Source organism: Lysinibacillus sp. FSL K6-3209, from assembly GCF_037976175.1.
Classification (GTDB): domain Bacteria; phylum Bacillota; class Bacilli; order Bacillales_A; family Planococcaceae; genus Lysinibacillus; species Lysinibacillus sphaericus_D.
Genome location: NZ_CP150264.1, coordinates 612,958 through 638,570, shown reverse-complemented (window position 1 = coordinate 638,570; position 25,613 = coordinate 612,958). Strand labels below are relative to the sequence as shown.

Annotated in this window: 14 protein-coding genes; 5 read left to right on the top strand and 9 right to left on the bottom strand. The window is 37.7% G+C overall.

From position 1 onward, the window contains the following. Positions 1-231: 231 nt before the first annotated feature. Both MHH88_RS03100 and MHH88_RS03095 read right to left on the bottom strand, forming a co-directional pair. A complete protein-coding gene (locus MHH88_RS03100; RefSeq protein WP_339261525.1) occupies positions 232-660 on the bottom strand; it encodes a hypothetical protein in 429 nt (142 codons plus the stop codon). A gap of 205 nt (positions 661-865) precedes the next feature. Continuing rightward, on the bottom strand, positions 866-5,635 hold the full coding sequence (locus MHH88_RS03095; protein ID WP_339261523.1) for an endonuclease: 4,770 nt from the start codon (positions 5,633-5,635) through the stop codon (positions 866-868). An 827-nt stretch (positions 5,636-6,462) separates the two neighbouring features. Here MHH88_RS03095 and MHH88_RS03090 point away from each other — a divergent pair. The 3 genes from MHH88_RS03090 to MHH88_RS03080 all read left to right on the top strand — a co-directional run bounded on the left by MHH88_RS03090 (position 6,463) and on the right by MHH88_RS03080 (position 11,429). Beyond that, complete coding sequence (locus tag MHH88_RS03090) at positions 6,463-9,387, top strand: hypothetical protein (RefSeq protein ID WP_339261522.1); 2,925 nt, start codon at positions 6,463-6,465, stop codon at positions 9,385-9,387. A gap of 284 nt (positions 9,388-9,671) precedes the next feature. After that, entirely contained in the window at positions 9,672-10,517 is an 846-nt protein-coding gene (locus MHH88_RS03085; RefSeq protein WP_339261520.1) for a helix-turn-helix transcriptional regulator, read from the top strand. 21 nt (positions 10,518-10,538) lie between these two features. Then, positions 10,539-11,429, top strand: coding sequence for a tyrosine-type recombinase/integrase (locus MHH88_RS03080; RefSeq protein WP_339261518.1), 891 nt, complete (start codon positions 10,539-10,541; stop codon positions 11,427-11,429). Positions 11,430-11,642: 213 nt separating this feature from the next. Here MHH88_RS03080 and tnpA read toward each other — a convergent pair whose 3' ends face one another. From tnpA to MHH88_RS03045, 7 genes are all read right to left on the bottom strand, one after another. Then, positions 11,643-12,095 carry an IS200/IS605-like element ISBsph1 family transposase gene (gene tnpA / locus MHH88_RS03075; protein WP_339261516.1) on the bottom strand — a complete coding sequence of 151 codons (453 nt, stop codon included), beginning with the start codon at positions 12,093-12,095 and terminating at the stop codon, positions 11,643-11,645. Positions 12,096-12,788: 693 nt separating this feature from the next. Then, positions 12,789-16,295: an S-layer homology domain-containing protein gene (locus tag MHH88_RS03070; RefSeq protein WP_339261514.1), complete on the bottom strand. Its 3,507-nt coding sequence runs from the start codon at positions 16,293-16,295 to the stop codon at positions 12,789-12,791. Between the two features lie 461 nt (positions 16,296-16,756). Beyond that, on the bottom strand, positions 16,757-17,473 hold the full coding sequence (locus tag MHH88_RS03065; protein WP_339261512.1) for a WecB/TagA/CpsF family glycosyltransferase: 717 nt from the start codon (positions 17,471-17,473) through the stop codon (positions 16,757-16,759). After that, positions 17,470-18,741: a nucleotide sugar dehydrogenase gene (locus MHH88_RS03060; protein ID WP_024362930.1), complete on the bottom strand. Its 1,272-nt coding sequence runs from the start codon at positions 18,739-18,741 to the stop codon at positions 17,470-17,472. Before MHH88_RS03060 ends, MHH88_RS03065 begins: the two co-directional genes overlap by 4 nt. A 348-nt stretch (positions 18,742-19,089) precedes the next feature. Next, the gene (locus MHH88_RS03055; protein WP_339261509.1) at positions 19,090-19,380 is read right to left on the bottom strand and encodes a nuclease-related domain-containing protein; all 291 of its coding nucleotides are present in this window, start codon (positions 19,378-19,380) and stop codon (positions 19,090-19,092) included. Between the two features lie 106 nt (positions 19,381-19,486). Beyond that, a complete protein-coding gene (locus tag MHH88_RS03050) occupies positions 19,487-20,335 on the bottom strand; it encodes a flagellin (protein WP_339261507.1) in 849 nt (282 codons plus the stop codon). Between the two features lie 168 nt (positions 20,336-20,503). Then, entirely contained in the window at positions 20,504-20,980 is a 477-nt protein-coding gene (locus MHH88_RS03045) for a hypothetical protein (RefSeq protein ID WP_024362926.1), read from the bottom strand. Between the two features lie 225 nt (positions 20,981-21,205). Between MHH88_RS03045 and MHH88_RS03040 the strand changes: the two genes are divergently transcribed. Further along, positions 21,206-22,780 carry a hypothetical protein gene (locus tag MHH88_RS03040; RefSeq protein ID WP_339261504.1) on the top strand — a complete coding sequence of 525 codons (1,575 nt, stop codon included), beginning with the start codon at positions 21,206-21,208 and terminating at the stop codon, positions 22,778-22,780. After that, on the top strand, positions 22,777-25,545 hold the full coding sequence (locus tag MHH88_RS03035; RefSeq protein WP_339261503.1) for a DEAD/DEAH box helicase: 2,769 nt from the start codon (positions 22,777-22,779) through the stop codon (positions 25,543-25,545). The genes MHH88_RS03040 and MHH88_RS03035 overlap by 4 nt, the downstream gene beginning before the upstream one ends. Positions 25,546-25,613: the final 68 nt, after the last annotated feature.

Genomic DNA, 25,613 nt, shown 5'->3' with positions numbered 1-25,613 from the left:
AACAAAGACAGTTCATATATACTTTAAAAATGGAGCGATTTGTATTTGAGCAATATCTTAAAAGCCCACTTCATAACTAATTGAAGTGGGCTTTTAAAATATTGTATTCAACTAATTCACCATCTGCACTGCTTGTTTGTTGCCATTCTTTCGTTGTATCAAAAGCGATGTTAACTGACACCTCCATTTTTTTGCTTGTCTACAACCCTTTGAATACTTGGTTCAATACAATCAAATCCAACTCCTATAGAACAACTTCTTTGAAAAAACCATTTTATAAATTACAAAAGCAATTAAATTAAATAGAAGGAAAATAATCGACTGGACTATTGTCACAACTATAATAAATAAGAGATCTGCACCTAATACAATCTCGCCCGGAGGCAACTCTTTTTTCGTGCTTTCCACCAAAACAAAAGTGCCCCAGACAAAGATAGATACGTATAATCCTAAATATGCGAACAGTGCATATTGATAAAACTTCATTCTAAATTTAAATCCTAACACCACATTCAGAAGAATTATAACGAAAGGAAAAGCTAAAAATTGGAATAACGAATCAAACCTTCCGTCTAACATTGAACCAAGAAATTGACTTATACATGCAATTGCACTATTTGCAACCGCTACTATAATGAAAGCATTTTTTGATGTATCCATTTTTCACCCCTCTATTAACTCCTATAGAGTGTTGTTATAAATTTTATCATAAATGGATTGCATACCCATGACTTTCGCCACTATATTTTGTATTATGTATTCACTTTCAAGCTCGTTTGAAATCAATTGCTTGTCGCCAATCCATAATAAAACCAGCCAGTTTTCAGCGATTTACCGCTGAAAACTGGCTGGTTTTTGCATTTTGCTAATTCACCATCTGCACCGCTGGTTTGTTGCCATAAATCGTTTCTACCCATTCTGGATGGTCGATAAATGGATTGCGGTTCCCTTGGATTTCGTAGATTCTTTCGTTTCGTCGTTTTTCATAGTCATCTACAGGGTCTTGTAGATGCCATTGTAAAAGAACCGAAAGTTTACCGTGATATGGAGCTGTTCCATTGTTGACTTTGTCATTTAATTCAAGGTCTACTTTATCGCCTAGCTCATAACGCGTTGCCATATAAAACAGAATGCGTGCAACGTCCCCTTTGACACGATTCGGTGGTTCGAAGGAATCGGCGTCTTTCAAGCAACCGTTACAGCCAGTGACTGGACTACCGCCATTGTCAAAGTCTAAATTTCCTCTTGCGCTATTTACTTGAACATCGGTAGGGCGTAAATGATGGATATCAGTTCCTGGTCCTTGACTTGTGCCGAAATTACCATGTGATTTTGCCCACGTATGCTCTCGGTTCCAGTTGCCTACATTGCCGCCGTTGTTTGTTTTTGGACTAGATTTACCAGAATAAAATAACAGGACATTATTTGTATTATTCGGATCTTCGTCTGTGTATCTCAAGGAATCCCATGCAGCATCATAGGATAATACTTTTTGGTTTGAAATTATATCGTGCAGCGCCTTTTTGAGTGCTTGCCCCTCTTTGTTATAGGCAGCAGTATAGTAGTCGTTAGCCGTTACAGTCACACTAAAATTGGCCGTGACACTTTTTGTACCATCAGATGCCGTGACACCAACAATATGACTACCCGCTTCTAAAGTTAACGTTAAGCGTTTGCCCGTTATCGAACCTTTTGTAGCGGTAAATGTCAATTCGTCATTATCCGGATCAGCGAAATGCTCTGTTAAATCAATGGTAATGTCCGTGCCTACAGCTACTGTCTGATTTGTAAAAGGCTTTTTGATGATTGGTTGCTTGTTTTCAGCAGGGACAGGAGGGTAGACAATCGGTTGACCCTTAGAATTTGTAAATTTAATGTTTTCTAACGATGCACCCTTCTTCAATTCAATCAACTGTAAGTCAATATTTTCTGCGCCTCTAATTTCACTTACATTTTTGCCTTCAATTGTAATCTTTTTAAACGTATTGCCCTTTAAGTCTACAATGGACTCTGGATGATTTGGCGTAATAATCACATCTGTCTTGTTAAAGCCTTCACCGTGAAGCTCGACATACTTCCCTTTTAAGTGTACGCCCTTCGTAATATACGACGCTGCATCTAAATGTAATGCTACACTCGGTTTTGTAATAACTAAAATATTTTTCTTAAAGTTCTCATAGTTATATGTGATTTCAGGTTGAATCGGTTCTACTGTAGGACCTTGTTTTAAATCCAGTTGCACCATGACAGGGTCATGGTCACTTGCGCGGCCTGCCATATCTGTAAAGTCTGCATTAATATGAAGAATATCAATTATCGTTTTATCTTGAAGATTATTGGAAACTAAAATATGATCTAATACTTGCGAATTTCCTTGATACAAATACGTATAACGGTCAGAAGAATCGGCTTTATTGATCATATTGGTCATCCATTCACCTTCATGAATTTTAAGCGCTTTGGCAAATTGGTAATCGTTAAAATCACCTAACGATACAATGTTTGCATCTGGATTTTTCGTTTTAACATCCGTAACAAAGTTATACACAATATTTGCGATTTTTTGGCGCTGCACTTCACTTTTATATTGCGGTGGTTGTGCTGCTCCGAATAATGGTGTGTCACCCGATTTAGAATTCCAGTGATTAGCAATCACAATGACATCTTCACCTTGGAACTCAAATTGTGCAGCTAACGGTTTTCGGCTATTATTAAATGCCTCATTCATTGGGTCAATTCGCCCTGGGTTCAGCGTTAATTGACCGTTTTGATAACTAACCGCAGTAGTCGCATCCCCTGCTTGGATTCCTTCTTTCAAGTTCACCCTTGCTGGATTGTATAAGAAACCAACACGAATATTCGCGTTCGGTGCACCACCATCTGCATTATTCACAGGGTCAATATTGACATACTTATAATCAATACCACTTTCAGCTTTAATGGCATCAATTAAGCGTTGATAACTTTGATCAGCCTTGGCATCACCAGCCGACTCGCCGTTATTATCTTGTACTTCCGTCACCCCTACAATGTCTGGCGTTTGCATATCAGTACCAATGGCACGTGCTAATTTTCGCGCCTTATCATCCGATGTCGACGTTTTGTTATTCGAGAAGTTTTCTAAATTATACGAGGCAATTGTTAGCTTATCCTCTGCTTTGACTATTTTAGTTGTCTCAGGTGTTGCCGACCCTTTTACATGGGCTTGCTTCATGTTATCTAATGGCACGTAAATTTTGAAGTTTTGATAAGAGTAGCCCACAATACCCGTAATCGGTCCGCTAAACTTATCACCTGTGGCAACTTCGAAATCACGAGCTGTTCCGTTCGGTTCCAATCTAAATTGAATACGATTTGGGTTTGTTTTTCCTTCCTCATACAGAACCCCACCATGCAGCGTGTTTGTTGGTTCACTTTCAAGAACCGTTACTAAATCGCCATGTTCCTGTGGAGCAACAGCTTTAACATTGCCTACTTCCACTCGCATCCCTTCAATACTTTCCCAAAAATCAATAGCATCAATTGTTGGGTTGAAAACTTGCAGATTGTCACTATCAATTTGGCTAAATGACATTTTTAATTTATCAATTTGAATGGCTTTTGGTAATGCTACACTGGCATTAAGTACTTGTACTTTGCCACCTTGATCATTTCGTACATTGATTTGCGTCGTTTTTAAATCAGTTTGGTTCGCATCACTATAGCCATCATACGCATATTCATCTACTTTACCTGATACCGATACTAAATTTCCTACTTGAATCGGCCAAGCATTCTTTCCGCTATAAAGTAAGATTCCTTCCGATGTATTCGGATTATCATCCGCCAATTCATCAGGTGTTTGAATTGTATAATAATAACTACCATTTAAAGAAAATGAATAGGTTACAATCCCTTGAATGCCATCAACGGTTTTGCTGGCAAATGGAGAGCGATGGCCTTCCCCTTGAATATCATGAATTTGCAGCGCATCTGTAATAACATAGTCATAGGTCATCACTTCACTAAACGTACCATCAATTGCTTTGACAACCGTTTTTAATGTTGTGTTTTGCGTAATATCGATTGGTTTTTCGTATTTAATACCTGATACAGTAGGATTTGTACCATCTACTGTGTAATAGATTTCCCCATTAGCTGTAGATGTTGATAAAGTGACCGTTGTTTGATTAATAAATGTACCACTACTTGGCGACGCGATCGCTGGTTTTAATGCTGTGCTATCCACGACAATATCGTTAACAGAACGTGGTATCACTTGGTAATCCTGATCGAATTGTTGGACAATGCCCGTAACCGATTCATATGTTGTGCCGACCGTTAGGCCTAGCGTATTCGTTTCATCGCGTACTAAGAAATTGCTACCATCACTAGCTGTATAGTTTGCCCAGCCACTTCCTGTTTGCACATTTGTCAGCGCAACATTTTTTATCGTAACAAGTTGTGATTCATTTGCTTCTGCTACCTCGGCACCTGTTACTACTTTTGCAGTTGGTGCACCAACACCTGCCACTTTGTCGATAATTTGAGCTCCGTCTAATTGCAGTAACCCTCTATAGTCCGCAAGCTTCCCTTTAAGCGTTACTTCGTCGCCAATTTCTACATTTAGGCTCGTCGGACGTACAGCGATACCACCTGTTCCATCTTGTACAGAGATGGTATTTTTCAACTTCCCTGCCACAATACCTTTGATTGTTACTGTTGTACCGTTCGCTTGTGTTCTTGCATCAGCGATTGACTGAACATCTGCTTGTCCAATAACGGTATAATTAAAAGTTTGCACATCACTATTTTCCAGCCCCTGTGCAACTGCTATCGCTTTTATCGTTATTGTTTTATCAATAACGATTGGTTGCGTATAACTAGCACTTTGTAATGTTGGCTCTGTTCCATCCGTTGTATAATAAATCGTTGCACCAGCAGTGGCAGAAGATAATGTAATGGCAGTGCCTGACGCAACCGTTCCAGAAGGTGTGGAAGCTGTTACGGCTTCTGCCTTTATAATAGGTCCAACCTCACCTCCATCCATTGCATGACTGCCTAAATGTTCGAATGTATCGATTGGATAAGGCTGCCATTCTAATGAAGGGTCAAAGATGTCACTTGGATTTTTATCGCCAGACGTAATGGAACTCTTTCTAACCAATGTTGTATCAACAGTAGACACCCCATTGTCATTCCATGACTTGCCTGGATCAAACCCCATTTGACCAAAAGAATCTACTACCTCTTCACCTTTCTTTAAAACAATCGCATCATTACCATTAAACGCGGTAACAGCTGAAGCAAGTCCACCTTCCTCTTTAATCGCTGCCACTGCACTAGAATTATAGAGAATGATTGTCTCATTATGTGCTAAAGTGCCACTTAACGTCTGTTTGTTCGTTGGTGTTGTACTACCATTTGTATAAAGTTCAAGTTTGTATTGGCTTAAATCAATTGTTGAACCCGTTCCATTGTAAAGTTCAATCGCCTTATTATTACTGGACCCTTCAATATACTCAGAGATAATTAAATCAGTAGCTAATTCAGCCGCAACAGCTTGACTAGGCATTACTGGCATCGATACACTCGCAACTAATGTCGTTGCGAGTAAAGCATTAAATGACTTGTTCCATTTCTTTTTAGACATCATCAGTTAGCTCCTCTTTAAGTATTTGCTTCATAAAAACCTTCTTCTTAACCGAAGAAGGTCTACCATCTCTCTATCTCGGCTGTCGGTTTGTACCTACACCAGACGCATCAAGCGTGCCATCAATAGTAGTAAAACTTATTTCCCCAGTATATATATATGAAACCATATAACTGTTAATGCACTATTGAATTACTATATAGTAACTGTTAAATTATAGCATTCTTCAATAATCTAAGCACACAACAAAATAGTGCAATTGTTAACCGAAACTTCACTTTTGCTAAACATTCAGTACTTTTTCATGGTTACTCCTCACAGAGGTTAGCTATAGATAATCGTAGGAAAAGTGTTAGATTGATTGGGGTCAATCTAACACTTTTTTGCTATACCGTTGTTGTTCGCTATGGCGGTGCTTTCCGCTCAGCACAGTAAGCCGCAACCCTCTCTAACGCGCGGAATGCCCGCGTCTTACGCTGTGTGCATTCCCGCAGGAGTCACCGCCTCCGCTACCAACAACTAGTACATGCTTCTATTAATTGTTTACTGCAATAGAATAAACAGCTAAGGTTTCGTTTGCATTGCATAGTGGAAAAATGCCATCAATTGAACTCTTTTCACTATATCGTTGAGTCCGCTACAGCGGTGCTTTTCGCTCATCACAGTAAGCCTCAACTCTCTGCTTGCGCGCGGAATTCCCGCGTTTTACGCTGTGTGCGTTCCCGCAGGAGTCACCGCCTCTGCTACCAACAACTAGTACATGCTTCTATTTATTGTTTACTGCAAAAGAATAAACCAGCTAAGGTTTCCTTTATTTGCATAGCAGATAAATGCCATCATTTGAACGCGCTTCACAAACAATGCAACGTCAACAAATGGCAGTAGTTTTAGTACGTGCTATTAAAGAAATCGCTGGCGTAGACTTAGTAGCTGAGTACAAAAAAGCAAACTTCGTAACAGAAATTGGTGACTTAGACAAAGCTTACTCTGCAGAACAACGCACAGCGATCGTTGCTTTAGAATATGCGGGTATTACAAATGTTGCTCACTTCAACCCAGGTAACAGCGTAACACGCGGACAATTCGCTTCATTCTTATACCGCACAATCGAAAACGTTGTAAACAACCCAGAAGCTGGTGTTGCTTCAGTAAAAGCAATCAACAGCACAACTGTTGAAGTAACATTCGACGAAGAAGTAGACAACGTACAAGCTCTTAACTTCTTAATCTCTGATCTTGAAGTGAAAAATGCGGCTGTTAAACAAACAAACAAAAAAGTGGTTGTATTAACAACTGCTGCTCAAACAGCTGACAAAGAGTACACTGTATCTCTTGGCGAAGAAAAAATCGGTACATTCAAAGGTATCGCAGCTGTAGTTCCTACTAAAGTAGATATCGTTTCTAAATCAGTACAAGGTAAACTTGGCCAACAAGTAACTGTTAAAGCACAAGTAACTGTTGCTGAAGGGCAATCTAAAGCTGGTATTCCGGTGACATTCTTCATCCCAGGTTCTGCTAATGGCGTGAAATCTCCAGTAACAGTTGAAGCTGTAACAGATGAAAACGGTATTGCTTCTTACACTTACACTCGTTACGTCGCAACAAACGACACTGTAACTGTATACGCAACTGGTGATCGTTCTAAATTCTCAACTGGTTATGTATTCTGGGCAGTTGATCAAACATTAACGATTACTGAAGTAACAACTGGTAATACAATCAACAACGGCGCTAACAAAACTTATAAAGTCACTTACAAACACCCAGAAACTGGTAGACCAGTATCAGGTAAAGTATTAAACGTTTCTGTACTTGAAAACATTGATGTAACAGTTGATAAATTACAAAACGTTACGGTGAATGGTGTTGCGGTAGTTCAAACGAGTGAAAATAACATGAGAGCTGCACAAATCACAACTGATACTAAAGGTGAAGCTACATTCACAATTTCAGGTTCTAACGCTACAGTTACTCCTGTAGTATTTGAAGCTGCTTCAACTAATGTTGCAAACACTTACTCTCCAAAATATACAGCAGATACACTACAAGCTGTTGCGGCTAAAGTAACATTTGGTGCTATTCAAGCTGCTTACACAATTGAAGTAACTCGTGATGGTGGAGAAACTGCTGCTACTGGAGTTTTAAACGGACGTAAATACAATGTAGTGGTTAAAGATAAAGATGGTAAAGTAGCTGCTAACGAAATTGTTAACGTGGCATTTAACGAAGATATTGATGGCGTAATTTCTACAGTGACTTCTGCTCAATTCGTAAAAATCGAAAACGGTAGACAGGTTGGATACGAAGGTAAAAAAATCACTGTTAGAACAAACGCTAAAGGTGAAGCAAGCTTCGTCATCGGCAGTGATACTGTAAATTCTTACGCTACACCAATCGTTTGGATCGATATTAACAACCAAAGCGGTAAAGATGCAAACTTAGACAAAGGTGAGCCTTCAGCAGTTGCACCAATTTCATACTTCCAAGCTCCATATTTAGATGGTTCTAAATTAGTATCTTACAAAGGTACAACTGAAACTGACAAATTTGTTAGTGGAGAAACTGCAACATTTAAAGTACAACTTACGAACCAAAGTGGTAAAGTCGTACCAAATTCTGGTTATACAACAAAGGATGTTACGTACACTGTTTACAACACTGGTGCAAATAATGTAAAAGTAGGCGAAGTTGAAATTGCTCCAAACCGTGTGCATACATTAGTTTCTCAAAGCGGTGAAATCAATGTAACTGCTGTAGATGGGAAATCTTCTTCCGTAAAAGTGCTTGCTACTGGTGTAGCTAAAGACGGTAATAAAGAATTTGCATTTACTTCAAAAGAAGCAACTGCAACATTCACTTCTACTTCAGAAATCCCTAACCTATTTACTGGTGATATTCATTCATTCGATACAGACAAAGAAACTGTCGTATTTACTGATGGTTCCGTTCTAAAAAATGCGGTGAAATATGCTGGTGAAACGGGCAAAACATATGTATATAGAAATGTAAATGGTGCACCACTTTCTAAAGACCAGTTTGTAAATATTCTTAAAGGTGCCACTTCAGGGGTAAAAGTAACATATGAAGTTAAAGATAATACTGTTACATTCTATGTTGTTTCTGTTAACGCTGGGGGAACTAAGCCGGTTGATATTATTGGAGATAAAGCATCTGACGCTACTGCTGTTACAGCTGCAAAAGCTAAAGTTACAGTAACACCTAATATTGCTACACTTTCAACTGATACGGCAGAAAATAAACGTTTAGCTGTACAATCAAATGTTGTAACTGAAATTAACGATTCTTCAGTAACTGTAAGTGTAGTAGAAACTTCTACAGCAGGAACTTATACTGTTACGTTAACTAAAGGCGCAAGCACTGCTACAGTAAATGTTACACCAAAATTTGGTCAAAAAGTAACTGCTGAATCTATTACTTCTTCACTTGCAGTGAATACAAATGGAAAAGATTTAACCCTTAATATTGGGTCTGCTCTTGCAGGTTTCACAATCGCGAATGTAAATCCAGATGCTGATAATGCATTAGACATTACTACTTCTTTTAATAATAATGTGATTACTATAGCTAAAGCACCTTCTGCTTCTATTGAAGCTGCACAATTAATCGAGAAGACTTTAAAAGTTTATTTCGACGCTCAAGCTACTGGTTATGCTAAAGAAAGCTTTGTAGCAACTATTACAATTGATGATGTAACGAACCGTACTTTAGCTATTACAGTAAAGCCTACTCCATAACACAAAACATTACTTTTATAAGCATATAAATTTAGTAAAAATAAGTAGAAATGAAAACCCATGTCTTGTTTATCGCAATACATTGGGTTTTCTTTCTAACCAATATTACCAAATAGAGTATATAAATCCTTTTATTGAAATTATCCAATATAGTGCAATTTGAATTAGTCACCAACTTATCTTCTGTTCCTTCGCAATATATTGCATAGTTCCAACATTACTTTTACTAGTCCTTTTATAAAGCATGTACTAATGGAAGATAGTTTAGAGAGGGGCGTGAGAAAATGAAGAACAAAGATGGACAAGCCATTGCTTTAGGAAATCGACTAAAAATGCTACGCCACAAACATCATCTAACGCTTGCCGCATTGGCAGATTTATTAGGTATTTCGCATAGTTATGTAGGCTTTATAGAAAAAGGGACGAGGAAAGCATCTGAAAAAGTATTGCAAAAGTATGCAGAATTTTTTGATGTGTCTTTTGCAGAATTAGTTGACTTACAGTTGCAAACTATTCCTACCATTCATAGTCCATCTAGCGAAACGCCTCCCCCTTTAACAAATGAAATAATGGAGTTAAACAATTTATTACTGAAATTAAATGAAGATATACGTTGTACAATGATTGAAAACTTTAAGGAGCAAATTCAACAAACGCTTTATCATTTGCTGACACCCTATGAGCTTTCAGATATTAAACGAAGTATTACGAAAATAAAAAATGCTTGGTTTTCAGAAAGTGAAGAAGTTGATCAAGATAAAAGCTACAAGGGCTATATCACCCTATCAAATGAGCCAATCTATTTTCAATTACAAGTAGAGCAACATATATTGCATCTTCAATTACTTCATGCTGATAGAAGACAACGCTCTCTGTTTGAAAGTTGGTTAGGCGATTGTTCCCTTTATTATCAAACGGAGGAATATTTACAGCATATTCGTGAACCGCAGAAAATCGTTACTATTTTATGGTTAAGTCCTAATATGTCCTATCGCCAACAACATCATTACTTAGTGCAAAAAGCGTTACTTTCATTAGATTTAAACTATTGTGATACGAAATTAAGTTGGTTTGTTCATAATTACGAGCAGCACAATACAATGCAAGATATTCAAGAACACATTAGCTAACGAGAAGGAGCTGATATCTCTTTGATTATCCATTCTGACTTTGATTTGCCTAAGTACTCTAAAAAATTTCTTCAACATTTAAAAAGAAAGTACTATTCAGAAGAAACCATTATTGGCTATGAAAATGATATAAAAAAGTTCTCGTCCTTTATTTATCAATTATACGATGGTCATATTTTAACAGAGGAAATATCGAAGGACGACATTCTAGAATATCTAGATTTTTTAGGCAATCAGGATTATAAACCCAATTCGATTAGTAGATATTTTTACGGTGTGAAGGCATTTTTCAAATATCTTGTGATAGAGTTGAACTTTAAAGTCGATCCAACGATAGGCATATCTACTCGAAATGTGTATGTACCGTTACCCGAAATTCTGGATATGGAAGAAATGGCATTAGTGTTGGCTACGGCAAAAAAATACTCCGAATTTTACTATGTATTAATCAGCTTACTCTATTACACGGGTTCCAGAATTACGGCTGCTCGAACGTTATTAAAGGAAAATGTTGATATAAAAAATAATAAAATATACTTCCCACGGATTAAAGGTGGCAGAGATCTTCACTTACCCCTACATCCAAAACTGCAAAAAATATTAGCGGAATATTTACAGAAAACGAAAGACAACGGATCAGATTATTTATTTCCCTCTCCCGTAAGTCGTAATATGCCCATTAGCGGAGTAGAAATCCGTATCAAATTAAAAAAAATTGGCGCCCAATGCAATATTACAAAACGATTAACCCCCCATGTGATTCGTCACTGTACCGCAACACACTTAACACTACTCGGTGTAGACCAACATTATATCGCAACTCTATTAGGTCATACCGATTCCCGTTCCACTGCACGCTATCAACATTTGAAAGTAGATGATTTAAGGTCGGCTATGAAGAAATTGAAATAACAATAGAATACCTAGCGAATATTTATTCAAAAAAATAATAAATTATACCAATGTAAGAGCTTTCTGTTAAAAACCCACCAGTAAAACTGGTGGGTTTCTTTACGCGTAAACGCTATTTAAATACCTTATGTCTAACTATATTCTGAAAGGTCCGCCAACCATACTTCTTTTCTACAAGCCGCTAAAGCGGCAGACTTTTTTCTTCCAGTTAATTTATTCACAATTTAAAGGGTCAATGATTTCATTTATTGACATCTGATCATAGCGTAAATCTTCTTGTAATTGTTTTGTGATATACTTGTGAATCACTTTTTGATTTCGACTAACTGTATCTACTAGGTATCCACGACACCAAAATTGGCGATTTCCCAATTGGTACTTTAAACTATCATGCCGATTAAAAATCATGACGCTACTTTTCCCTTTTAAATAGCCCATAAAAGCAGATACACTTAGTTTGGGAGGAATCTTCACCAACATATATATATGATTCGAACACGCTGTTGCTTCTACAATTTCTACCCCTTTTCTTTCACATAACTGACGTAGTATTCTCCCTATTTCCGCTTTAATTTGACGATAAATAACTTGTCTTCTATATTTCGGTACAAAAACGATATGATACTTACAATTCCATGTTGTATGTGCTAAACTTTTACTATCCATTTGGAGCTCCTTTCGTACAAAGTCGGTTGACTAGACCTGATTTTATTGTACGATTGGAGTTTTTTTGTTGTCTATAGCTAAGCTTTCCGAAACTAACTACATAGTAGAGGAATTTCAAAACAAAAAACCAATCATTAAACAATGGTTGGTTTAATTCTTCTGTAAGTCGTAACATGCAAATTTTAGGGGTAGAAATACACATCAAATTTTAAAAATTGTTTCACAATGCAACATTTTGAAATAATTAACACCTCATGTCATTTGTCACTGTACTTCAATACTTTAACACTATAGGATGTTAACTAATATTATATCTTACCTTTACTAGGTTATAGCGATTTTCGTTCTACTGGGTGTTATTAACATTTAAACTAGATGACCTGAGATTGGATATGAAATAAATAAAAGAATTAAGATAAAAATTTTTTAATAAGGTTTCATATGTCAACTGATTCCGATTATACCATCAATGTATAAGGATTCGTTGTGTTGTTGCTCTAGCCATTTATTAATTTGAGCTTATAGACACTTGCAATTGGATATAGGAAAATTAGACTCGCTAGTCAAACCGAACTGTTCCGCACAATGATGAATTCATGCCAAATAATTAGAAAAAGACCCCATAGAGTCAAACTCTATAGGGTCTAAATCTACTTATTTCACTAGCAAGCTAGTTTATAAAGTAACGTTCATTTATTTCTTTGTTACTGTCCAAGTTGATGTACCATCAAATGATACAGTATATTCGAATTCTCCAGCTAAAGTTGTAGAAGTAGCTGGTACTTTAACTTTAAGTGTAGCTGTACCTGCATTTGTTGGTAGGGCAGCAAATGATACTTTTAATTCTTTTAAATCTGAAGTTGAAGCAACAGTACCTTCTTGAGTATCGATTGTGATTTTTGTATCTGCAGCAACTGATACATTAGATGTAAATGTAATTGTAACATCAGTTCCATTAACATTAGCTGTAGCTGTTGGAGCAGTTGCAGCTGCTTTTTCTAATGCTTTAAGGCCTGAATCTAAATCAGCTTTTGCTTTATCATAATCAGCTTTTGTAGAAGAAGTGTTATTTAATACGTCAGTTGCAACTTTAACAAGTGCTTGTACGGCAGCAACAGATGTATAATTTTCTTCTTTTACTGCAGCAATTGCATCACTTAAAGCTTTTTTAGATGCTGCTGTATCAGCTACTGCTGTATCAGATAGTACTAATGCTTTTTTAGCATCAGCTAAATCTTTTGTAGCTTTTTGAATAGCACTTGTTGAAGCAGTAGTTACATTTACAGCTTTTGCTGCTGTTAATGCATCAGAGTAAACTTTCCAAGATGCAGCAGTATAGTTTGCTTCAACTAAATTAGCATCAGTTTCTACTTTAATAGCAGCAGTTAAAGCTTTTCCTGCTTCTAGTCTATCATTTTCAGCAGCATCTGTAGGTTTAGTTCCGTTATTATTAATGTTAATAATAGTGAATGTTACTGTGCTACCCTCTACATTGTAAGTTACAGTAACTTCAGCTTTTTTAAGAATGTCGATGAATGCATCAACATCACTAATTGTTGCTCCACCTAAACCTTTATAAACATAAGTTTTACCAGATTCGCCAGCATATTTCACTGCGTCTTTATCATTAATTACAAGTTCTTCTTTAACAGTATTGATTGATTTTACAACACCTGTATAAGTGTTTCCAACTTCACTTGTTTTTACGAATGAAGCTGTAGCTTCTTTAGAAGTAAATGCATATGTTTTTACATTTGTTGAATTTCTTTCAGTGTACTTAGCATTACCTGTAGCTACAACTTTTACAGATGTAGATTTACCATCAACTGAACGTACTTTTAATTCAGTTAAAAGTGTTGATGATGATGTTGTAAAGTTACGGTTTGGAGATACTACTTTCCATTTTCCATCAACATCTTGTACCTCAAGGTCATTTGCACCAGTGTTAGTTACAGTGTAAGTTACAGATGTAAACTCAACAGAAGTTGCGTTATATGTTTTACCACTTTGGTTTGTTAAAGATGGTTTAAATGTTGCTACTTCAGCATCTTTGAATTTATCTACTTTTTTATTAGTTGCATCATAAGATGAAATTTTAGCACCATCTAAATATTGCTCTTGGAAGTATGCAATTGCTCCAATAGTTGTTGGTTCGCCTTTATCTAATTTACCATCAGCAGCATTTGATGTATTAATATCAATCCATGCAACTGGAGTAACATAGTCATTTACAGAGTCACTGCCGACTACAAATGAAGCTTCACCTTTGTCATTTGTTTTTACAACAATTTGCTTAGCTTTATTTCCATCTTTATCAGCAGCTTCTGGGTAGTATGATTGATTTCCATCTGCATCTACTTTAATAAATTTAGCTTTTGTATTTGTAGCAATTACTCCGTCAAGATCTTCGTTGAATGCTACGTTTACTGTTTCATTCTTCGCTACTTTACCATCTTTATCTTTTACTACGATGTTATATTTACGTCCACCGTTTGTATCTCCGATAGCCGCAACTTCCCCACCATCACGTTTAAGTTCGATAGTGTATTCAGCTTGAAGAGCACCAAATTTAACTTTTGTAGCTGATGCTTGTAATGCTGATGCTTCATATTTATGAGCATAAGAAGTTACTTTATTATTTGCATCATAAATAGCTGATGCTTCGTAAACTACAGGAGTTACTTCAGCGTTTGTACCAGAAACTGTGAATGTTGCTTCACCGTTTCCATCAGTAGTAATTTGTGCTGCTTTAACTACAGTACCGTTACTTAATTGAGCTACAGGAGTACCGTTTACAGTAACATTTTGTAATTTATCAGCAGTTACATCAATGTTTTCAAGTACAGAAACGTTGAATGTTTTATTAGCTTCAGCTTTACCAGTTGTTGCATTTTTAAATGTAACTTTGTAAGTTTTGTTAGCACCGTTGTTGATAGATGTACCTTCATTTACATCAGTTACAGTAAGGATAGTGTCTACACCCCAGAATACATAACCGATTGAGAATTTAGAACGGTCACCAGTAGCATATGCAGTTACAGTGTCAGTTTTAGCAGTGTAACGAGTGTAAGTGTAAGTTGCGATACCTTCTTCGTTAGTTACTGCTTCACCAGTAAGTGTTGGGTTTACAGCATCGTTGTTGTTACCAGGAACATTAAATGTCACCGGAATACCAGCTTTAGATTGCCCTTCAGCAACAGTTACTTGTGCTTTAACAGTTACTTGTTGGCCAAGTTTACCTTGTACTGATTTAGAAACGATATCTACTTTAGTAGGAACTACAGCTGCGATACCTTTGAATGTACCGATTTTTTCTTCGCCAAGAGATACAGTGTACTCTTTGTCAGCTGTTTGAGCAGCAGTTGTTAATACAACCACTTTTTTGTTTGTTTGTTTAACAGCCGCATTTTTCACTTCAAGATCAGAGATTAAGAAGTTAAGAGCTTGTACGTTGTCTACTTCTTCGTCGAATGTTACTTCAACAGTTGTGCTGTTGATTGCTTTTACTGAAGCAACACCAGCTTCTGGGTTGTTTACAACGTTTTCGATTGTGCGGTATAAGAATGAAGCGAATTGTCCGCGTGTTACGCTGTTACCTGGGTTGAAGTGAGCAACATTTGTAATACCCGCATATTCTAAAGCAACGATCGCTGTGCGTTGTTCTGCAGAGTAAGCTTTGTCTAAGTCACCAATTTCTGTTACGAAGTTTGCTTTTTTGTACTCAGCTACTAAGTCTACGCCAGCGATTTCTTTAATAGCACGTACTAAAACTACTGCCATTTGTTGACGTTGCATTGTTTGTGAAGCGTTTAGGTTGCCATTTGAACCGTTGAATACGCCTGCATCTTTTGCAAGTGCAGCATATTTAACTAATTCTTCTTCAGCTGTTACTGGTAGATCGTTGAAGCGTTGTTTTGAATTCCAGTCAGCTGGAATTTCTTGGCCTTGAGCTTCTAAATAACGACCTAATAATTTAACCACTTGACCGCGGTTAATTGTTTGGTTTGGTTTGAATGAGCCGTCAGCGTATCCATTGATGATACCTGCATCAGCAAGTGCGTTGATTGCTACTTCGTGGTCGTTACCTGCTACATCTGAGAATCCTGCTGCAGAAGCCACTGGTACGATAGCAGAAGCTACTAAAGTAGCCGTTGCAGCCGTAGCTACGAATTTTTTGTATTTCTTTGGTTGGTTAGCCATAGAAAAATTTCCTCCTCTAAGTTCAAAAATTATGTCTCTACTACATAGTTATGTAGTAAATAAACAACTACACATAAAAGTATAGTTGTATCCCTAAAAGTTGTCAATCATATTTTGGGAAAATTACTAATTGGTTTCCGGAAAATAGTGGACATCGAACTCTCTTTTACCATTGTCGTTTATCCAACACTTTTTTTCAAGTGAAAATATGCAACTTTACCAACAAAATCTAATTTTCTATCATTCCTTGTTCATATTTTCTAGAATCTTATAAAATAATGGATAATTAAGTTAAATCAAGAAACGAAAAAAGCTCAAGCATATAAATGCTTGAGCTTTTTTCGCTTGGGCTACCAACCGTTGTTTCCTTGCAGGGAATTCTATTTATTTCATAGAGGAAATTCCTATACACCTACAGTCTAACACTTTCAAATTAAAACGACAATACCATTTTTTAAAAATTATTGACGTTTTTGCCTAGCCACTTCTAATAAAAAAAGTGGTAAAGCGATTTGACGCTTGATACGCTTAGGTTCTTTCATTAATCGGTAAAACCATTCAAGACCAAATTTTTGGAAAATTTCTGGTGCACGTTTTACTGTACCTGCCAACACATCGAATGATCCACCAACACCTTGATAAATCGTTGGATGCAATCGGTCGCGATTAGCATTAATCCAATTTTCCTGTTTTGGACTACCCATTGCTACAAATAGTAAATCCGGTTGTGCTTCATTAATACGATCAATGACCTTCTGTTCGTCTTTTTCATAGCCGTCCTGTGTGCCGACTATTTTAATAGAAGGAAATAGTGATTTTAGCTTTGCTTGTGCTGCATCAGCTACACCAGGTTTACCTCCATACAGGAAAATAGGCTTGCCTCGTTTTGCCGCTTCTTCACAAAGCTTCATCATCATATCAACGCCTGTAACACGTTCACGAATTTGCCCTTTTTGAATTTTAGAAGCAAGAATAACACCAATCCCATCTGGAATTTGAAATTCTGCTTCATTTAATAGCTTCTTTAGTGCAGGGTCTTCTTTTGCTTTAATAATTTTTTCTGGATTGATGGCAACGACGAGCGCTTTTTGTTTCTGTTCAATGCGCTCGAATGCCATATCCATTAATTCATCGTAACCTTCTGTATTGACGTTAATGCCAAGTACTGTTTCTTTCATCGGTTTTTCGCATCCCCTAGTAAATGGAACTGGAAGCCAGCTTCTTGCCATTTATCACGGTTTAAGCAGTTTTTCGTATCGAAGACGATTTTTGTTTTCACTGTGATAGCTGCTGCATCCATTGCTTTGAACTCATTGTGGTCTGTTAGTACAACGATGATGTCTGCGTCTTTTGTAGCTTCTTCTAAGCTTTGTGTTTGTGTAGCATGTTTGTTTTCTTTAATGTGCGGATCGTAAGAAATTACTTCTAAGCCTAGGTTTTGTAGCTCATCAATGACGATTGTTGATGGACTTTCACGCATATCATCCACATTTCCTTTGAAGGCTAGTCCAAGCACTGCTACTTTACCACCTGCGATTTTGTTTTCGTTTAAAATAGCTTGTGTTCTTTGTGCAGTATAGCTTGGCATGCTGTCATTTGTATTACGAGACAGATGAATAATTTGTGCTTGTTCGCCACCTAGCTCTACAAGGAACCATGGGTCAACAGCGATACAGTGACCACCTACTCCAGGACCTGGGAAGTGAACATTTACACGTGGGTGGTAGTTAGCAAATTTAATTGCTTCCCAAATGTTAACGTCTAATTTTTCAGCCATTTTCGCTAATTCATTGGCAAACGCGATATTGACATCACGGTATGTGTTTTCCATTACTTTTACTAATTCAGCCGTTGTAGCATCTGTTAGATGAATTGTGCCATTTACAAATGTTTGGTAAAGCTCTTTTGTCATTTGTGCAGATACTGGATCAATCCCACCAACGATACGGTCGTTGTTCACTAATTCTTCAAAAATACGACCTGGAATAACACGCTCTGGTGAATGCGCTACAAATAAATCAACACCGAACTCTAGATTTGCTTTAATTAGCTCTGGTAGCATAATGTGTTCTACTGTTTTCGGTGGAACTGTGGATTCAAGAATTACTAAGTTCCCTTTTCTTACATAAGGCACAATGGATGCCGTTGCTTGGCGTACATATTCTAAATTCGCTGTATTGTCAGGATTGATTGGTGATGGAACAGCTACAATGAAAACATCTGCTTCTTGTGGTGTTGTTGATGCTGTTAAGAATCCTTCATCTACTGCTTTGTTTAGGCGTTCTTGTAAACCGTTTTCTTCAATATGAAGCTTTTTCTCTTGAATACTTTTTACTGCTGCTGGGTTTACGTCCACCCCATGTACTTTTATGCCGTGGTTGGCAAACATTACAGCCGTTGGTAATCCGATATAGCCAAGTCCAACGACACAAATTGATTTCGTCATTCTCTATTCTTCCTTCCGTTTCAAAAACGAGTAGTAAATTTTTATATGGTCTATAAATGCTGAATTGCATTTTTGTTCTGCATTATAGTATACATCTTTCAAGGGAAAGTGTGAATCAATTTGTTATTTTACAGTATTTTCTGTGTGCGATTTTGCATAATGGTGGGTTTAAAGTAGCTTTCTGGTGGCGATTCACGAGCGTTTTGTGGCGATATCTAAAATTTTTATGACGTTTCCAATAAACTAGACAAATCGTACTTCGTATGTTTGCCTGAATTACAGCGTGTTCATAATGTTTTTTGCAATAATCGTTTTGTGACATGTTTACACTCAAGCATTAAAAACGCACTACCTGTTCGTTATCGTATCTCCAACAAGCATGTAATAATCTTTAATACTTGCTGTTCCCCGTATATTTTTTATTTCAAGTAAGACGATGCCACTGGCTGTAATAATTAATATATCCATTTGCATGGGGAGGATCGTAGGAAGTATAACATCGTGGAAAAGGTGACAGTCACTAAGCTGCGGTAACTTTTGTAGCTCTTTCAAAATATATTGTTCTGCAAAATCGCTCGCTTCCTTATTTTTAAGCTCCTGTTGGAACGTTATGTACTGCGGATGTGAAGGCTCAAGCAAGCTATTTTGTCGCGTTTTATTGCTGTTATAGTAAATAGAAAAGGGGTGAAGTTAGTAATTAAAGGATAAAAGTAAAATATAATCACACAAAAAAAAGGAATCTCCATTAATATCGGGGATTCCTCATTGTTCCGCTTTCTAGTAACTTTAAAATAGATTGTGCCTGTTGCATATGCAATGCTAGAACATATTGGCTTGCTTGAAGCAATATTTGCGACTTCACCATATTCATCATTTCCTTCGCAATATCAGCATCGCGAATTCGTGATTCCGCTGCGGTTAAATTTTCCGCTGTATTGACGTTTGCATTATAGGCATGCTCTAGGCGATTTTGATAAGCCCCTAAACGAGAACGCTCCGATGATACCCGTTTTAATGCCTCATCCATCGAGGAAATCGCATTATTGGCATCATCTCGTGTTGCAATTGAAGTTGTGGCGTCCAACCCAAGCGCCCCTGCCCCCATATCATTAATAAACAACTCAATAGTTTGACCAGCGTTTGCACCCGCTTGAATCTTGAGACCATTCGTTGAATAGTCACCATTTAATAATGTCTTCGTATTAAATTCGGTATCTTTAGAAAGACGTTGGATTTCTTTTTTTAGTTCCTGAAATTCCAAATCAAGCTGCTGTCGGTCACTATCGGTTAATGTGTCATTGGATGCTTGTACTGCTAGCTCCCGCATTCGTTGAATCATGGCATGCGTTTCGTTTAGTGCGCCCTCTGCCGTTTGCATAAGTGAAATACCGTCCTGTATATTTTTCGACGCCATATTCAAACCGCGAATTTGTGCCCTCATTTTCTCGGATATCGCAAGACCAGCCGGATCATCAGCCGCACTGTTAATCCGATAGCCAGTAGAAATTCGTAACATTGACTTGCTCATAGCATTATAGTGCCTATTCATGTTACTTAATATAGATAACCCTGTAGCAGACCACTTACCAAGCATTCCACCACCCCCATGCTAAAAGTATTTTTATTTATATCGGATTGTGACAACTTCTTTAAAGTTACATTGGTAAATAATCCAAATAATTGAAGTGTTCTATCTATAAAAGTGTTAAAGCACCCGCTTCTCTTTCTTGAAAAGTGGGTGCTTATTTGATGTACCGAGTATTCAATTTCCGAAACCTCCGAAATGCGTGCTCTTTTGATGTAGTAGCTCAAAAAAGAGTGCTTCATTGTAATCTGCTAATGCTTGGTCTATTAAATAATCAATGTTTTTTTGTTCAATTTCAGCAATCAGCTGATCAATCTCACCTACAGTTGCTGAAGAGACAAGGGGTAATTGTGGCAATTTTGGTGTAGCGCTTTCAAGAATTGGCGTTAAATGTTCATGCACATTAGTAATGAGTAATAGTTGGTAGAGTGGTAATCGGATAAAACGATTGCCCTTTTGGAAAACAAATACCTCAGATAAATTTTCGATCTGTTGTGTATGCAAGTTAATAATCATCTCTTTACCTTCAATTGGAATGAAATGAAAAATCTCATTCTCTTTTAAAATTGAGAAATATTGATAAGCAAATACGAGACGCAATTTATCTCCAGAGATTTTCGTGTAAAACGGCTTCATATACTGAACTTGCATCATCCTTCATCCCTCCTTATTATCTGATTATTCAGATTTTAACACAAATCACGCATCTTGTTAACCATCTTATCCTCAAATTTTTTCTTTCTTATCATTCAGCTTATCATGTCTGCATTTTAATCGTATAATGGAAAGACAGTCTTTTTTTCTTCCCACGAAAGATGATATTTAATCATCTAAATAAAGCTAAAGTCATTGGCCAATGCAATTGAGAGGAGTGAGGTTATGGCTTTGTCTATTTCGCAACTAGCTAAGGAACATCAACCATTTATACTTGCTAAATTAAAAGAAGCTGAGCAGGATTTACATCCGTCCTCTAGCGAAGACGAGGAGCTTGTGCGTCGTGCTGTATTTTCTGTACGAAACAAATCCATCGTATTTGAACGTTTTAATGGAGCAAGTTCTATATTATATGCAAGTGTACAGGATGTGAGACCTGCAACTGTAGAAATTGATTTTGCTCATGGGACGCTAAGCTGTAACTGTCCCCAACTAAAATGGTGTCGTCATCAAGTTGGCGCATTACTTGCTCTCTATCAGTATTTTGATTCTGTACAAAACTGGTCAGGTGCATGGCGTGCACAAAAATCTGTGCAGCTAAAATCATTAGCGGACGAACGTAGCCCTGAAAGCTGGCAGCTAATGGTCGACGAAGTAATGAAACGTCTGTTACCATCTGGTCGCATTTTAGAAGGCTACGGACTTTCGGCAATCCGTTCTGATGCATTAGAACGACTGCGCAAGCATATGCCATTTGAACGTGAATGGCAGCCACTATATAAGCTATTTATCGAACTTTCGATTTTTAATGCAATTTGGCGGCATTTAAATAATACGCAAGGTCATTCATTAGACTCACCTTATATGAAATACTTTATCGATCAAAGCGTGCAGTCATTTGAAAGTATATTAACTGAATTAACGAATCGTTCTCGACTTTTTGCAACTGATCCATTTTATAATGCACTTCAAGAAATTGTCCGTGAATTTTTACTAGAACGTGAAGGGCTGTTTGCTAGTCGATTACAAATCTATATGCTGCTGTGGGCAGTGCTTTTTTATGAGAAGCCTCGACGTGAACAGGAGCTAACTCTGATTAACAATCTTGAGGAAGTTTCCTCCGAGATTTCTTTACAGTCATTAAAGCTTCTATTTTACGTGTTATTACAAAAAGAACAGTTATTACAGGAAAGCATTGCGCATATTGCCTTACCACAAATGCAAGATTTGTTTGAGTTAGCTACTTTTGCTAAGCGTGCTGGCGAGTCACATTCACAAGCATTCATTTTACGTGCCATGCTTCCATTTGCTGAAGCTTTTTTACAGGAAACTGTGCCCGTCGTACAGCGAGCTCAATACGTACGGCAATTTCAATTATTATATGAAGATATACAATTAACGGAAGAAGAAGAAACAACACTTTATAGCGCATTTGGTGTGTATGGACTACAGCCCTATTCGTTTTTCCTTATACGAAAAGAGCGCTATCGCGAATGGGCAGCATTGCATCAATTAAATCTTTCCTCTTTTTCTTATTTAGAAATGTGTGGATTAAAAGATGTTCTACACCTAGCTCCAGCAGCTGTTTTACCTTTGTATCACGTCTATGCAATGGCAGAGATTACGCAAAAATCTCGGATGAATTATAAGCAAGCTGTACGTATTTGGAAAAGTATGCGGAGTGCCGCAAAAAGAGCAGGGAAAGTTGCTTATTTTGAACATTACATGCAAACAATCCGTGCAGAATATAAACGACTTCGTGCACTTCAGGAAGAAATTGAGAAAGGAAACTTAGTATGATGACATTACATGCTCCCTCTCCGTTTACGAAAAAACAACAGTTACGTATTGAATCAGCTCAAAACGGCAATTATACGATGCGGGGTTTTACTACAAGTGGTGCAGCAATCGATGTTGACACACTGATTTCTTCATTATTTTTTAACTATGAAGCAAATACTTATGGCTTAATGACCAGTCGTACAGACATTTCCATCGATATTTCTAGTGCAGAACTACTCGATATCTTTTCTCCACGCTATCAGCACCCGTTTATTAGTTGGCAAGGGATTGATAATGACAGCAGTGCATTAATTGAACACGCACAAATGTTACAGCAATATTGGCAAGAGCCTAGCCTTTGGTCGTATGCCGTTATTGCAGATGATTTTTCCTCCTTGTCATTTAATATAGACGGTGTAGATACGGCATTACTGGAAGTAGCTGTGCAGCAAAAACTTGCACACGCTGGGTTATTGGTGTCTGATGTTCCGAAGCTCCTTCCATTTTTCAGTCGCGGTGGTTGGCCATTAGAGCAGGACCGTCAAGCTGGCGCCGTTACTGTCTCTCTACGTTTAAGTGAGCCTGAGGAAGATTCGGAAGTTTGGCTTTTGGAAACGGTGCTTAGTACAGTGACAACGAAAAATTACTGGACACCGGCTGTTCGAAAAAAATCACTACCACTAATCGACGCGCTACCAACAAAGTGGCAGCCATTTGCACTAGATATTGAACAACAACAAACGCAGATTGTAGAACTCCTTTCCATTGAAAATTTACAATCTGATATTTTCATTCATGCTACCCTTGATGATTTGGAGGTTCGCACATTTTTACGTGAAGACCTAGCCCGATTACAGGCACTTGGTTTTGATGTTGTGCTACCAGCTTGGCTAAAAGATTTAAAGCAATCCAAAATGCGTGTACGTGTTAGCACAGGCAATATATCAACGAAAAAAGTTGCTGGACTCGATGATATTTTAACGTTTAAATGGCAATTTTCTATGAACGGTGAATCAATTTCTGCTGAGCAGTTTAAAAAGCTTGTCGATGAAAAACGAGAATTTATTCGTATTGGTACGGAATGGTTCCGAGTGGATGCCAACTGGATGCAAGAAATGCGTGCTTTAATGCAGCAGGCTGAAGATGAAAGCTGGACTGTTCGTGAACTATTGTTCCGTGAGTTACCTGAAGATCTTTCTCCGCTAGAAGAGGAAGATGCTGATGCTGCGTTGCGCGATGATCCAATTTTTGCATTTGAACTCCAGCAATCTTTAAAATCGTATATGGAACAGCTTCAGGAGAAAAAAGGTCTTCCATCAGTTCCAGTCCCTCTTTCATTAAATGCTAGCTTACGCCCTTATCAGCAAGAAGGGTTTGAATGGCTAGTCTTTATGCGTGAGCAAGGTTTTGGCGCTTGTCTCGCTGATGATATGGGGCTTGGCAAAACTGTTCAGCTTATTTGTTACTTACTGCATATCTATGAAACAACGGATGCCAAAGAACCATCTATTATTATTTGCCCAACCTCAGTCCTTGGTAACTGGCAAAAGGAGCTTGACCGTTTTGCTCCATCTTTAACTGTGCATACGCATTATCAAGCAAATCGAATGAAAGAGGATGCATTTGTTCGGTTTATTGAACAAGAAAAGCCGCATGTTATTTTATCTACCTATGGAACTGTGTCACAGGATGCTGAATTTTTACAAGCAATTGATTGGGCAACTGTTGTATTAGACGAGGCACAAAATATTAAAAATATGCAGACTTTGCAATCTCGTTCGATTCGCAAATTACATGGTAGTCATCATATTGCTTTAACAGGAACGCCTGTTGAAAATCGTTTATCGGAACTTTGGGCGATATTTGACTTTATTCATAAAGGGTATTTAGGGAGCTTTGGCCGCTTTAATGAGCAGTTTATTTTGCCTATTGAGCGCGATGAATCCGAACCACATAAACAAAAGCTACGAGCAAAAATTCAACCGTTTTTACTTCGTCGTACAAAGCGAGATCCAAATTTACAGCTTAATTTACCTGATAAGCAAGAGTCCCATGCGTACTGCGCCTTAACGGCAGAGCAAGCTTCACTGTACGAGGGCTATATTTTAGAAACGTTGGATCAGCTAGAACAACTAACGGGCTTTCAGAAAAAAGGACGCGTCTTAAAGATGCTAAGTAAATTGAAGCAATTATGTAATCATCCTGCTCTTTATTTAAAGGAACCTTTTGAGGATGCTGCAACGATGCTGACACGCTCAGTCAAATTAGAGCGTATTGTACAAATGGCAGCGGAAATCGTCGATAATGGTGAACAGTGTCTTATTTTTACGCAATATATTGGAATGGGCCAATTACTTCAGCATTGTTTCAGTGAAATTTATAATGTCGATGCACCATTTTTAACGGGCGCCATGCCTAAACAGCAGCGTGACCGATTGGTGGAGGCTTTTCAGGCAGGAGAATTTCCTATTTTTATCCTCTCATTAAAGGCTGGAGGAACAGGGTTAAATTTAACTGCTGCAAATCACGTACTACATGCCGATCGTTGGTGGAATCCTGCTGTTGAAAACCAAGCAACAGACCGTGCTTATCGAATTGGGCAAACGCAATTTGTGCAAGTGCATAAGTTTGTCACGATTGGGACGATCGAAGAAAAAATTGATAAGATGCTGGCGCAGAAATCTGCATTATCGGAAGAACTTATTCAATCAAGCCAGTGGTTAACGGAGCTAGATGATGATGAGCTTCGAGATTTGATTTCACTCGATTATAACTTGTCTTAAAGATGCGCCAAGAGCTTTTACGTTCTTGGCGCTCTTTTCTTTAGCAACTATTCGTGAACAATGTTTAC